This window comes from Herbaspirillum sp. LeCh32-8 (assembly GCF_017814915.1).
Taxonomy (GTDB): Bacteria; Pseudomonadota; Gammaproteobacteria; order Burkholderiales; family Burkholderiaceae_D; genus Herbaspirillum.
Map to the genome: position 1 here is coordinate 386578 of NZ_JAGIPZ010000001.1, position 11851 is coordinate 398428.

Below are 11851 nucleotides of genomic sequence, written 5' to 3' on the forward strand. Positions count from 1 at the left end.
CCATCGCCCTCGGCATGCATACCCTGGAACAATTGCGCAACGGCCAGCTGGCCGGCATCAAGCGCCTGTCGCTGTCTTGCGGCCTGCGCGAATTCCCACGCGAGATTTTCACGCTGGCCGACTCGCTCGAGATCCTCGACCTGAGCGGCAACCAGCTGAGCGCGCTGCCGGACGACCTGCCGCGCCTGCACCGGCTGCGCATCGTGTTCTGTTCCGACAATCAGTTCACCGAGTTGCCGGCGGTGCTGGGCCGTTGTGACGGGCTGGAGATGATCGGCTTCAAGGCCAATCGCATCGAACGCGTGCCCGGCGAATCCTTGCCGTCTACCCTGCGCTGGCTGGTGCTGACCGACAACCGCATCGCGCAGCTGCCGCCGCAGATCGGCCGTTGCACGCGTCTGCAAAAGCTGATGCTGGCCGGTAACCGCTTGCGCGCGCTGCCGGCCGAACTGGCCGGGTGCAACGGGCTGGAATTGCTGCGGCTTGCGGCCAATGCGCTGGAGGAGTTCCCGCGCTGGTTGGCAGATTTGCCGAGACTGAGCTGGCTGGCGTTCGCCGGCAACCCGTTTTGCCATCCGGCGGAGTCGCAGGCCGAGCATGAGGCGCATGTGCCGGGGATTGCATGGAGCGCACTGGCCCTGGTGCGCACATTGGGGGAGGGCGCTTCGGGCGTGATCCACGAGGTGCGCTGGCGCACCGGCGACGATGAACGTGCGGCGGCGCTGAAGCTCTTCAAGGGCGCGGTCACTAGCGATGGTCTGCCTGAGTGCGAGATGGCGGCCTGCATCGGGGCGGGCGAACATGATGGGCTGATTCCGGTGCTGGGGCGGCTTGAGGGCCACCCCGATGGCGTCGACGGCCTGGTGATGCCGCTGATCGATCCTGCCTTTGTCAACCTGGCCGGGCCGCCCAGCCTGCAGTCCTGCACGCGCGACGTCTACGCGCAGGATGCTGCGTTCAGCTGGCCGCACGCGCTGGGCATCGCGCACGACATCGCCACGGCGACCGCCCACCTGCATCGCCGCGGCATCATGCATGGCGACCTGTATGCCCACAACATCCTGCATCGCCCAACCGGACAGGCGCTGCTGGGCGACTTCGGCGCGGCTTCGATGTACCTCGGCGCTGCGCCCTATGCCGCAGCGTTGCAGGCCATCGAAGCGCGCGCCTTCGGCTGTCTGCTGGAAGAACTGCTGGCGCGCTGCGCGCCTGAGGGCGCCGCGGGCGCGGTGTTGCAGGACTTGTGTGATGCCTGCCTGTCGACGGCGCCGGGCGCGCGCCCCGGTTTCGATGTGATCGAACGCACGATCGAGGCAATCAGGTCGTCATTTTGAACAAGACCAGCAGCAACAGTCCCATGTAGGCGCCCACCCGGAGCCGCTCCGACAGCGCGCCGTCGAACGGCGCCGCCAGGCGCATGCCGAGCAGGCCGGCGGCAGACAGCACGGCGACTGCGCTCAGGTCGATGTAGCCGGCGTACCAACTTCCCAATCCCGCCGCTTGCCCTTGCCGCCAGGCCGCGCCCAGATACATCAGCGACGCCGCTGCGCCCGCGCTGGCCGCCAGCATGCTCGCCATGGCGGCAGCCTGGCCCGGCGCATGGCCCTGGCGCTGCATCAGCGGCACGGTTATCGCACCGCCGCCCACCCCGGCCCCGGCCGCCAGCGAACCTGCGGCCAGCAATACCAGGGCGTTGAGCGGCGCAGGCCAGCGGCGCGGCAGGGCAGGCGCCAGGATGGCGTGCGCGCGGCTCCTGCGTGCCAGGCGATCAAAGCGCAGCGCGCAGTCGGTGATCAGGGCGCTGAGATACAGCACATACAGCAGGCGCAGCCGGAACGGCGAGCACGAGAGCGCGGACAAGGCGCCGCACAGCGCGCCGGCGGCGGCATAGCCGGACATCGGCCAGGCGTTGCGCCAGTTGAGCCGGCACAGGCGCAGCTGTCGGCGACAGGCGGCTGCGGCGGTAACGGCCAGCACGCAGCACGAGGTGGCGACCGCGATATGCATGGCCAGGCGATGCGCGGCGCTGCCCGGCGGATGCAGCGCAACCAGACTGCAATACACCAGCGGCACCACGGCCGCGCCGCTGCCGGTGCGCAGCAGAGGGATGGCGCAGCCGGCCAGCAGGCCGAAGGCGGCAAGCGTGAGGTAGTAGTTCATGATGGCGCAGGGGAGAGGACGATGACTGCACGATAGGCTGCGCCGGTTTGACTGGCTTTCGATGCGGGGACAATAATGTTCGAATTTCAGCCAGCTCCGTCACTCATGAACCGGCCCTATCAACTTCCCATCGACCGCATCGACGCCGTGCCGCGCCCTGTGGTGGCCGCCGGCGCCGCCTACGAGGACGGCACGCTGCTGCATTGGCACAGCCATCGGCGCGCCCAGCTGCTGTACGGGGTCAGCGGCCTGATGCAGGTGGTCACCGAGGATGGGGCCTGGGTGGTGCCGCCGCGACCACCCGCAGCGCCTACCTCGAGCCGCAGGCGTCGCCGCGCGCCGGCGACAGTTGCCAGGTGCTGGAGGTGAGCCCCTTACTGCGCCAGCTGCTGATCGAGGCGGCCGAGATGGAGCAGCATTATCCGGAGCAGGGGCGCGACGCTGACCTGATGCGTTTGCTGGTGCACGAGATCGGCCGCGCGCGCGAGCTGCCGATGCACATCCCGCTGCCGCGCGATGCGGCGCTGGCCGGGCTGTGCCAGGGCTTCATGCTGAGCCCGAGCATACAGTCGCGGCCCGGCGAGTGGGCTGCCGCGCTGCATATGAGCGAGCGCACCTTCAGCCGGCGTTTTCGCGAGCAGACCGGGATGGGGTTTCAGGAGTGGCGCCAGCGCGCCTGCGTGGTGCTGGCGGTGTCGCGGCTGGCGGCGGGCGAGGCGGTGACGCGCATCGCCCTCGATTTCGGCTATGAGCGGCCGGCGGCGTTTTCGACCATGTTCAGGAAGCTGGCGGGGTATCCGCCCTCGGCGCATGCCGTGGGGCGGCTGGGGAAGGAAAAGCGTCTGCGGGAAGTGCCGGGCGGTGCCGGAAAATCAGCCGGTAAGGCCTGAACCCCGCCTTTCAGAGGCCGACTTGTTCAGCCGGAAGAACGCTCGCTCGACTTGAGCAGCACCACCAGCGCGCCGGCGCCGCCGTCGGCCGCGCGTGCCTGGCAGAAGGCCATGACTTCGTCCTTTTGCGCCAGCCAGCTGCGCACCTTGTGCTTGAGCACTGGTTCCTTGTTGACCGAACCCAGTCCCTTGCCGTGGATTACCCGCACGCAGCGGATGCCGCGCTTTCTCGACTGGCGCAGGAACTCGCCCAGCGCTTCGCGAGCCTGGTCGCGGCGATAACCGTGCAGGTCGAGCTGGGCCTGGATCACCCAATTGCCGCGCCGCAGTTTGGAGAGCACATCAGCGCCCACGCCGGGACGGGCGAAGCTGAGGTTTTCGTCGCTGTCCATCAGGGTATCGACGGTGAATTCGTCGGACAGCGACTCCATCAGCGCCGCCTGCTCATCGGCCAGGTGCTGGCGAGGAATGGGCAGGGGCAGTTCGGGCAAATGGTGGGCCTTGTCGACGGCCTTGGCGCGCAGCGGCGCGACCTGGCCGATGCTGTTGCGGAAGATGTCGGCTTCCGCGCGCGCTCGCGCCTCCTTGCGCAGGCGTTCAGCCTCGGCCTCGGCGCGTGCCTTTTCCTGCGCCTGCAAATCCTTGCGCAGTCCCTTGAGTGCGGAAAAATCCTTGATTGTTGCCATGATGCAGCCTGCAGAAACTCCCCAGCGGGCTACTTTAACAGAACGCCGCAGCTGGTTGCAGCAGACAGGCGCAAGCTCAGCCGCAGGCCAGCTTGATGATGACCTTGCCCGGGTCGGTATGGATGTTGAGTCGTTTGGGGTTGAAGTCCATCGTGGCGGCGGAGTCGGGTTTGAGCACGCGCACATCCTGCGCCTCGGATTCGGCCATCGCCTTGCGTTCGATGTAGCCGCTGACGTTCTCGCCGATCAGGTAGTCGACCTTGGCAGCGTCGCAGTCGCCGGGGCCGGGCTTGGCCGTGTCCGGCTCGCGGGCGGCGCTGCAGGCGGCCAGCACCCCGGCCAAGGCCAGCAGGGAGAGCAGCGCATTGTTGGTGCGGGAGCGGGGCACGGTTCTTCCTTTAATGGTTTTCGTTAATGAACGTGCAACAAAAAAGCCGGGGCGATTTTCTCGCCACCGGCTTTTTGATGGAGCATCCCGCCGCGAGTTCTATCGCAGCGCACAAATTTTTATTCCAGGCCTTCCAGGTAACGCTGGGCGTCGAGCGCGGCCATGCAGCCGGTGCCGGCGCTGGTGATGGCCTGCCGGTAGATATGATCCTGCACGTCGCCGGCGGCGAACACGCCGTCGATGCTGGTGGCGGTGGCGAAACCTTCGCTGCCGGTGCGGGTCTTGAGGTAGCCGTTGTGCATGTCCAGCTGGCCTTCGAAGATGCTGGTGTTGGGCTTGTGGCCGATGGCGATGAACAGGCCGTGCACCGGGATCTCGGTGATGGCGCCGTCCTGGGTCGACTTGATCTTGATGCCGGTCACGCCGCTGTCGTCGCCGATCACTTCATCGAGCGTGTTGTGCCACTGGATGGTGATCTTGCCCTCGGTGACCTTGTGCAGCAGGCGGTCGATCAGGATCGGTTCGGCGCGGAACTTGTCGCGGCGGTGGATGATGGTGACCTTGCTGGCGATGTTGGACAGGTACAGCGCTTCCTCGACAGCCGTATTGCCGCCGCCCACCACGGCCACTTCGCGGCCGCGATAGAAGAAGCCGTCGCAGGTGGCGCAGGCCGACACGCCGCGGCCCATGAAGGCCTGTTCCGACGGCAGGCCGAGGTACTGGGCCGAGGCGCCGGTGGCGATGATGAGCGAGTCGCAGGTGTATTCGCCGCTGTCGCCGATCAGGCGGAACGGGCGTTCCGACAGCTTGGTGGTATGGATGTGGTCGAAGATGATCTCGGTCTTGAAGCGCTCGGCGTGCTGCAGCAGGCGCTGCATCAGCTCGGGGCCTTGCACGCCCAGCGGATCGCCCGGCCAGTTTTCGACGTCGGTGGTGGTCATCAGCTGGCCGCCTTGCTCGACGCCGGTGATCAGTACCGGGTTGAGGTTGGCGCGGGCGGCGTAGACCGCGGCGCTGTAGCCGGCGGGGCCGGAACCGAGAATCAGGACCTTGGCGTGTTTGGGCGTGCTCATAAGATACTCTTCGTGTGTTGGGGGACCTGCTTCATAGCTTGAGGCGGAGCCCGGGATTTCAATTATTTCCTGGCTGCAGCCCGTCATTACCGCGCTGCAAAACGGGTAAGATTATAGTCCAAGCCCCTATGTCGGGCCGATGGAATTACGCTATCCATCCGATAGCCCGGCAGCAAGCCGGACTTGCCGAAACGATAACGCGGACGGCGGCGACATTGCCTCGCCGAACCGCGAAATGCCAAAGCGCCAATGCAATGCCGTTACAATGGCGGCTGCGTTTTTTTTGCACGGAAGTTATGTCGAAGACGAGTCAAGCCCACATCCGCAACACCAAAGCACCCGCGCCGCCGATGCCCAACCGCCTGGTGCGGCTGATTTCCGAAGCGCGCTGGCTGGCCCTGACTGCGCTGCTGCTGTACCTGGCCTTGATTCTGCTGACCTACTCGAAGACCGATCCGGGCTGGTCCGTGGCCAGCTCGGTGCCGCGCGTGGCCAACTGGGGCGGACGCGTGGGCGCCTGGATGGCCGACCTGCTGCTGTACATCTTCGGCATGTCGGCCTGGTGGTGGTGCGTGCTGCTGGGCCGCTCGGTGTGGAACGGCTATCGCAGCCTGTCCAATCGTTTCCTGGTCGAGCAGCCGGTCGAGCCCGAGCATCGCCAGGAGCCGATCATCCGTGCAGTCGGTTTCGTCTTCATGCTGACCGGCAGCCTCGGTATCGAATTCACCCGCATGCATCGCCTGGCGGCCAAGCTGCCGCATTCCTCCGGCGGCGTGCTGGGCGAGATGATCGGCAAGGCCGTGCAGCCGACCTTCGGCTTCACCGGTTCCACCTTGCTGTTGCTGCTGCTGTTCGGGCTGGGCTTCTCGCTGTTCTTCCACGTCTCCTGGCTGTCCGCCGTCGAGCGCATCGGCGGCGCCATCGAGGATGGCCTGTTCTGGGTGCGCAACTTCTTCGCCGCCCGCGCCGACCGCAAGGCCGGCGCCGAGGCGGCCGTGAAGCGCGAAGAAAGCGTGGTGCAGGAACGCGCCAAGATCGTTGAGGCGCCGCCGATCCGCATCGAGCCGCAGATCGTCGAGGTGCAGAAATCCGACCGCGTGCAGAAGGAGCGCCAGACCAGCCTGTTCGACGACGCCAATACCGACCTGCCGCCGCTGTCGCTGCTGGATGAAGCGCCGCCGGCGCAACAGACGGTGTCGGTGGAGACGCTGGAATTCACCAGCCGCCTGATCGAGAAGAAATTGTCCGACTTCGGCGTCGAGGTGAAGGTGGTGGCGGCTTATCCCGGCCCGGTGATCACCCGCTACGAGATCGAGCCGGCCACCGGCGTGAAGGGCAGCCAGATCGTCAACCTCGCGCGCGACCTCGCGCGTTCGTTGTCGCTGACTTCGATTCGTGTGGTGGAAGTGATCCAGGGCAAGAATTACATGGGCCTGGAGCTGCCCAATCCCAAGCGCCAGATCGTGCGCCTGACCGAGATCCTCGGCTCCAAGGTCTACGGCGACAGCCACTCCAGCCTGACCGTGGCGCTGGGCAAGGACATCGCCGGCAACCCGGTGGTGGCTGACCTGGCCAAGATGCCTCACCTGCTGGTCGCGGGCACCACCGGCTCGGGCAAGTCGGTGGGCATCAACGCCACCATCCTCTCGCTGCTGTACAAGTCCACGCCGCGCCAGGTGCGCCTGATCCTGATCGACCCCAAGATGCTGGAGCTGTCGATCTACGAAGGTATCCCGCACCTGCTGGCGCCGGTGGTGACCGACATGCGCCAGGCCGGCCACGCGCTGAACTGGGCGGTGGAAGAGATGGAGCGCCGCTACAAGAAGATGTCCAAGCTTGGCGTGCGCAACCTGGCCGGCTACAACCAGAAGATCGCCGACGCCGAGAAGCGCGGCGAGAAGATCCCCAACCCGTTCAGCCTGACGCCGGACGCACCGGAGCCGCTGGAGCAGCTGGAAACCATCGTCATCATCATCGACGAGCTGGCCGACCTGATGATGGTGGTGGGCAAGAAGGTGGAAGAGCTGATCGCCCGCATCGCGCAGAAGGCGCGCGCGGCCGGCATCCACCTGATCCTGGCGACCCAGCGTCCGTCGGTGGACGTGATCACCGGCCTGATCAAGGCCAACGTGCCGACCCGCATCGCCTTCCAGGTGTCGTCCAAGATCGACTCGCGCACCATCCTTGACCAGATGGGCGCCGAGACCCTGCTGGGCATGGGCGACATGCTGTACATGCCGCCGGGCACCGGCCTGCCGATGCGCGTGCACGGCGCCTTCGTCTCCGACGATGAAGTGCACCGCGTGGTGGAGCACCTCAAGAGCCAGGGGGAACCGAATTACATCGAGGGCATCCTAGAGGGAGGCGTGCTCGAGGACGCCGACGGCGGCGCGGCCGGTGGTGCAGGTGGGGCCGGCGGCGGCGAGGGCGACGAGCTGTACGACCAGGCCGTGGCCGTGGTGCTGAAGCATCGCCGCGCCTCGATCTCGCTGGTGCAGCGCCACCTGCGCATCGGCTACAACCGTGCCGCGCGCCTGCTGGAGCAGATGGAGCAGAGCGGCCTGGTATCGACCATGCAGTCCAACGGCAACCGCGAGATCCTGGTGCCGGCCGGCGCTGCCGGCGGCGAGCCCGAGTAAGCTGCAAACACGCTGCGCCGACCACGCGCAGCGAACCTTCTGAACGGATACAACAACATGGACAATTCCAGGACAAGCATGCACCGCCGCGGCGGTGCGATTTCCCGCTCTTCCCAAGCCGGCACGCGCGCGCTGAACCTGCGCCGCCTGGTGATGGCGGCAGGCATCTCGGCGCTGGCCGTAGCCGGCGCCATCGCGATCACCGCGCTGACCCCGGGCCGCGCTTCGGCGGCGGCGCTGGACCAGTTCAAGCAATTCGTCTCCAGCACGCAATCGGCCAAGGGCACCTTCACCCAGCGCCTGGTGCGCAACGACAACGGCAATGCCAAGGTGATCAACACCTCCAGCGGGAGCTTCGTGTTCTCGCGCCCGGGCAAGTTCATCTGGACCTACCAGAAGCCGTACGAGCAGGTGATCCAGGCCGACGGCGAAAAGCTGTTCATCTACGACAAGGACCTGAACCAGGTCACCACCAAGAAGCTGGGCAACGCACTGGGCTCGTCGCCGGCCGCCATCCTGTTCGGCAGCAATGACCTGGAAAAGAACTTCAACCTGAAGGAGGGCGCCGCCAAGGACGGCCTGGAATGGCTGGAAGCCGTGCCCAAAAGTAAGGACACCACCTTCGACCGCATCGGCATCGGCCTGAAGAACGGCGCGCCGGTGGCGATGGAGCTGCATGATTCCTTCGGCCAAGTGTCGGTGCTGAGCTTCGACAGCTTCGAAAAGAATCCGCCGCTGAAGGTCAACAGCTTCAGCTTTACCATCCCGAAGGGCGCGGACGTCTTCAACAACTGATTGTCCCGACATGAAAAAGCCCCGCAAGCGCAAGCCTGCGGGGCTTTTTCATTGGCGTCGCCGTTTTATTTTTCCGGCATTTGCAGCATGGGCAGCTTGTCCTGCACGTCTTTCCACTTCTCATGTTCGGGCATCGGCGCCTTGGCCTGGGTGATCGGCCTCCAACCCGGGTGCTTGGCCAGTTTGGCGTTCAGGTCTTCGAAGTGGGCCATGGCGACCGGCAGGTCGGCGGCGCTGTAGATCGCGCCGACCGGGCATTCAGGTACGCACATCGAGCAGTCGATGCAGCCATCGGGATCGATGGCCAGGAAGTTCGGACCTTCGACGAAGCAGTCCATCGGACAGACGCTGACGCAGTCGGTGTATTTGCACTGGATGCAGGAATCGGTGACAACAAAGGGCATGGCAATCAAGACGCGGAGTGGAGGAGGCGGCCGGCGCAGGGCGCGCGGCGGGCCGTATTTTACCAAGCGGCCTGTGAGCCTGCCGTGACCGGCGCGTGACGATTGCGTGACGGCCGGCCTGCGGGCGAAGGTTCAGACGCTGCGGCCGTCGTAGAAGCTGTGCTTGAGCGAGGCCAGGTCGACGTTTTCCAGGCAGCGCGCGTTGATCGCCGCCATCGGCGTGCCGTCCGGCATCTTGCCCATGCCGAACACGCCGACGCCGCAACGGGGACAGAACTGGTGGTCGATCACGTGCTTGTTGAAGCGATAGGTGCTCATGCTGCCCTTGAGGGTGACGTCGAGCTTGTCGCGTCCGACGAACCACATCAGGTGGCCCTTGCGGCTGCAGTAGCTGCAGTTGCATTCGATTACCTGTTCGAGTTCGCCTTCGGCGGTGAAGCTGATGTCGCCGCAGTGGCAGCTGCCTTGATATTTCATGGTGGTCTCCTCATGGTTGGCGGGCAGGCATCCGTCGATGCCGTTGATGCAAGCAAGGGTGAAGCCGGACAAGCAGCGCCAGTGTAATGCAGCGCCAGTGTAATCCACGCCGCCGGCATCGCTGCCCGTAGCCGCGCTCTGCGTTAGACTACGGCCTTTGGCGCTCTTTGCACGCAAGGCGCCGGCACCAACCGATTCCAAGATGAACCTCATTCCCCTGGCCGAACGCATGCGGCCGCAATCCTTCGACGACGTCATCGGCCAGCAGCACGTGCTGGGGCCGGGCAAGCCGCTGCGCGTGGCGTTCGAATCCGGCGAACCGCACTCGATGATCCTGTGGGGCCCGCCGGGCGTGGGCAAGACCACGCTGGCGCGGCTGATGGCGGACTCCTTTAATGCCGAATTCATCGCGCTCTCCGCGGTGCTCTCGGGCGTGAAGGACATCCGAGAGGCGGTCGAGCGCGCGCAGCTGATCCGCGCCAACTCCGGCCGCCGCACCATCCTGTTCGTCGACGAGGTGCACCGCTTCAACAAGAGCCAGCAGGACGCCTTCCTGCCGCATGTGGAAAGCGGCCTGTTCACCTTCATCGGCGCTACTACCGAGAACCCCTCGTTCGAGGTCAACAGCGCGCTGCTCTCGCGCGCCGCCGTTTATGTGCTCAAGTCGCTGACCGAAGACGACCTCGGCGCCATGGTCGAGCGCGCCAGCGCGGAGGAACTGGACGGCTTGCAGTTCCTGCCGGAGGCGAAAGAGATGCTGGTGGCCAGCGCCGACGGCGACGGCCGCAAGCTGCTCAACAACCTGGAAATCGTGGCGCGCTCGGCGCAGGCCAAGCAGCTGCAGACGGTCACCACCGAAGTGCTGGCCGAATGCCTGGGGGACGCACTGCGCCGCTTCGACAAGGGCGGCGATGCCTTCTACGACCAGATCTCGGCGCTGCACAAGTCGGTGCGCGGCTCCAACCCTGACGGCGCGCTGTATTGGCTCACGCGCATGCTGGACGGCGGCGTCGACCCGCGTTACCTGTCGCGCCGCATCGTGCGCATGGCCTGGGAAGACATTGGTCTGGCCGACCCGCGCGCCATGACCATCGCCAACGACGCCGCCAACACCTACGAGCGCCTGGGCTCGCCGGAAGGCGAGCTGGCACTGGCGCAGGCGGTGATCTACCTGGCCGTGGCCGCCAAGAGCAATGCCGGATACATGGCCTACAACCAGGCGCGCGCCTTCGTCGCCAAGGACAAGTCGCGCCCGGTGCCGGAGCATCTGCGCAACGCACCCACCAAGCTCATGAAGGAACTGGGCTACGGCAAGCTCTACCGTTACGCGCACGACGAGCCCGACGCCTATGCCGCAGGCGAGACCTATCTGCCCGATGGCATTCGTGAACCCGGCTGGTACCAGCCGGTGCCGCGCGGCCTGGAAGCCAAGATTAGCGACAAGCTGGCGCACCTGCGCGAGCTTGATCGCGAGGCGCGCAAGAACTCAAAGTAAGCCACTCAGGGCAAGAAGGAAAGACGGGAAAAGCGGGGCAGAGGGGCGGCCGCGAGCGAGCGCCGCGGCCGGGAGCTTGGGAGGCGAGTCAGGCCGGCTGGCGGCGCCACAAATGGAAGCTGCCTTCCATGGCCGACATGGCGGCGATCACCGTTTCGTAGGTCTTGTCGTCGTCGAAGCCGGGCAGTTTCTGCTTCATCGCGTCCTGCAGCTGGTCCAGGCCTTCGGCGTCGTTGGGCACCAGTACGCCCTTGACGGCGCCCTCGACCTGGCCGGCGATGATCCATTCCGGTTGCGGCAGCGGGCCGTCGCTGATGCGGATGGTGACGTCGCCGACGTCGCTCCAGGCGATGCCTTCGCGTTTCGCGCCGCGCACCATGGTGCGGATTTCCTGCTCGTCGAATTCCACGCTGATCTTGCGCGCGGCCTGGGCCGCCAGCTTGGCCGGGCTCAGTTCGGCCGCGCCCGGCGCCTGGACGCGCCAGTCGGTCTTGCGCTGCTTGGGCGGGACGAAGCGGTTCTTGATCTGCTGGCCGAAGGCGAAGGTGGCGCCGAAGGAAAGGCCCGCCAGCAAGCCGTAGAACAGGCTGGCGTCGTTGGTCATGTAGTGCACGCCGGCCCACACGGCGATGCTGCAGGCGGCCACCAGGCCGAGGATGGAAAGCGGCAGGGGCGTCTTGGGGGCGTCGTCGGTGTCGGGTCGGTCGGACATGGCGGGCAGATGTTTGCTGGAAAATGGCCGAATGGTACCTTGTCCGGGGCGCCGCCGGGCCAAATTGTTGACGCAAACGCTGCGGCAATGCCCGGCAAAGGCGTCCGGCTTGATACAATCGCGGTTTGGGCC

The 11851-nt window shown here is 66.0% G+C and carries 11 protein-coding genes and 1 pseudogene; 5 read left to right on the top strand and 7 right to left on the bottom strand.

Annotation, left to right across the window (positions count from 1 at the left end):
• The first annotated feature begins 14 nt into the window (after positions 1 to 14).
• Positions 15 to 1334 carry a leucine-rich repeat-containing protein kinase family protein gene (locus J8I26_RS01800; protein ID WP_209603495.1) on the top strand — a complete coding sequence of 440 codons (1320 nt, stop codon included), beginning with the start codon at positions 15 to 17 and terminating at the stop codon, positions 1332 to 1334.
• Here the strand turns inward: J8I26_RS01800 and J8I26_RS01805 are convergent.
• Positions 1318 to 2160 (bottom strand): TSUP family transporter, encoded by an 843-nt coding sequence (locus tag J8I26_RS01805; RefSeq protein ID WP_209603497.1) that lies wholly within the window; start codon positions 2158 to 2160, stop codon positions 1318 to 1320. The two genes, J8I26_RS01800 and J8I26_RS01805, sit on opposite strands and share 17 nt — an antisense overlap.
• A 105-nt stretch (positions 2161 to 2265) precedes the next feature.
• Between J8I26_RS01805 and J8I26_RS01810 the strand changes: the two are divergent.
• Positions 2266 to 3050, top strand: a pseudogene (locus tag J8I26_RS01810) (helix-turn-helix transcriptional regulator).
• 26 nt (positions 3051 to 3076) lie between these two features.
• Here J8I26_RS01810 and J8I26_RS01815 read toward each other — a convergent pair.
• The 3 genes from J8I26_RS01815 to trxB all read right to left on the bottom strand — a co-directional run bounded on the left by J8I26_RS01815 (position 3077) and on the right by trxB (position 5197).
• On the bottom strand, positions 3077 to 3736 hold the full coding sequence (locus J8I26_RS01815; RefSeq protein ID WP_209603499.1) for a Smr/MutS family protein: 660 nt from the start codon (positions 3734 to 3736) through the stop codon (positions 3077 to 3079).
• Between the two features lie 76 nt (positions 3737 to 3812).
• On the bottom strand, positions 3813 to 4124 hold the full coding sequence (locus J8I26_RS01820) for an I78 family peptidase inhibitor (RefSeq protein ID WP_209603501.1): 312 nt from the start codon (positions 4122 to 4124) through the stop codon (positions 3813 to 3815).
• A 119-nt stretch (positions 4125 to 4243) separates the two neighbouring features.
• Positions 4244 to 5197: a thioredoxin-disulfide reductase gene (gene trxB, locus J8I26_RS01825; RefSeq protein ID WP_209603503.1), complete on the bottom strand. Its 954-nt coding sequence runs from the start codon at positions 5195 to 5197 to the stop codon at positions 4244 to 4246.
• 296 nt (positions 5198 to 5493) lie between these two features.
• Between trxB and J8I26_RS01830 the strand changes: the two genes are divergently transcribed.
• Both J8I26_RS01830 and lolA read left to right on the top strand, forming a co-directional pair.
• The gene (locus J8I26_RS01830) at positions 5494 to 7836 is read left to right on the top strand and encodes a DNA translocase FtsK (protein WP_209603505.1); all 2343 of its coding nucleotides are present in this window, start codon (positions 5494 to 5496) and stop codon (positions 7834 to 7836) included.
• Positions 7837 to 7989: 153 nt separating this feature from the next.
• Positions 7990 to 8631: an outer membrane lipoprotein chaperone LolA gene (gene lolA / locus J8I26_RS01835; protein ID WP_245200082.1), complete on the top strand. Its 642-nt coding sequence runs from the start codon at positions 7990 to 7992 to the stop codon at positions 8629 to 8631.
• Positions 8632 to 8696: 65 nt separating this feature from the next.
• Here lolA and fdxA read toward each other — a convergent pair whose 3' ends face one another.
• Positions 8697 to 9035 carry a ferredoxin FdxA gene (gene fdxA, locus J8I26_RS01840; RefSeq protein WP_209603507.1) on the bottom strand — a complete coding sequence of 113 codons (339 nt, stop codon included), beginning with the start codon at positions 9033 to 9035 and terminating at the stop codon, positions 8697 to 8699.
• Positions 9036 to 9167: 132 nt separating this feature from the next.
• Positions 9168 to 9512 carry a GFA family protein gene (locus J8I26_RS01845; protein WP_209603509.1) on the bottom strand — a complete coding sequence of 115 codons (345 nt, stop codon included), beginning with the start codon at positions 9510 to 9512 and terminating at the stop codon, positions 9168 to 9170.
• Between the two features lie 202 nt (positions 9513 to 9714).
• Here J8I26_RS01845 and J8I26_RS01850 point away from each other — a divergent pair, with 202 nt between their 5' ends.
• Entirely contained in the window at positions 9715 to 11007 is a 1293-nt protein-coding gene (locus J8I26_RS01850; protein WP_209603511.1) for a replication-associated recombination protein A, read from the top strand.
• 88 nt (positions 11008 to 11095) lie between these two features.
• On the opposite strand, the gene J8I26_RS01855 is transcribed toward J8I26_RS01850, so the two are convergent.
• Positions 11096 to 11719 carry an anaphase-promoting protein gene (locus J8I26_RS01855; RefSeq protein WP_209603513.1) on the bottom strand — a complete coding sequence of 208 codons (624 nt, stop codon included), beginning with the start codon at positions 11717 to 11719 and terminating at the stop codon, positions 11096 to 11098.
• Between the last annotated feature and the right edge of the window lie 132 nt (positions 11720 to 11851).

Coding starts and splice junctions, on each gene's coding strand:
- J8I26_RS01800 (WP_209603495.1), top strand. CDS start 15: ATGCATACCCTGGAACAATTGCGCAACGGCCAGCTGGCCGGCATCAAG.
- J8I26_RS01805 (WP_209603497.1), bottom strand. CDS start 2,160: ATGAACTACTACCTCACGCTTGCCGCCTTCGGCCTGCTGGCCGGCTGC.
- J8I26_RS01815 (WP_209603499.1), bottom strand. CDS start 3,736: ATGGCAACAATCAAGGATTTTTCCGCACTCAAGGGACTGCGCAAGGAT.
- trxB (WP_209603503.1), bottom strand. CDS start 5,197: ATGAGCACGCCCAAACACGCCAAGGTCCTGATTCTCGGTTCCGGCCCC.
- J8I26_RS01830 (WP_209603505.1), top strand. CDS start 5,494: ATGTCGAAGACGAGTCAAGCCCACATCCGCAACACCAAAGCACCCGCG.
- lolA (WP_245200082.1), top strand. CDS start 7,990: ATGGCGGCAGGCATCTCGGCGCTGGCCGTAGCCGGCGCCATCGCGATC.
- fdxA (WP_209603507.1), bottom strand. CDS start 9,035: ATGCCCTTTGTTGTCACCGATTCCTGCATCCAGTGCAAATACACCGAC.
- J8I26_RS01845 (WP_209603509.1), bottom strand. CDS start 9,512: ATGAAATATCAAGGCAGCTGCCACTGCGGCGACATCAGCTTCACCGCC.
- J8I26_RS01850 (WP_209603511.1), top strand. CDS start 9,715: ATGAACCTCATTCCCCTGGCCGAACGCATGCGGCCGCAATCCTTCGAC.
- J8I26_RS01855 (WP_209603513.1), bottom strand. CDS start 11,719: ATGTCCGACCGACCCGACACCGACGACGCCCCCAAGACGCCCCTGCCG.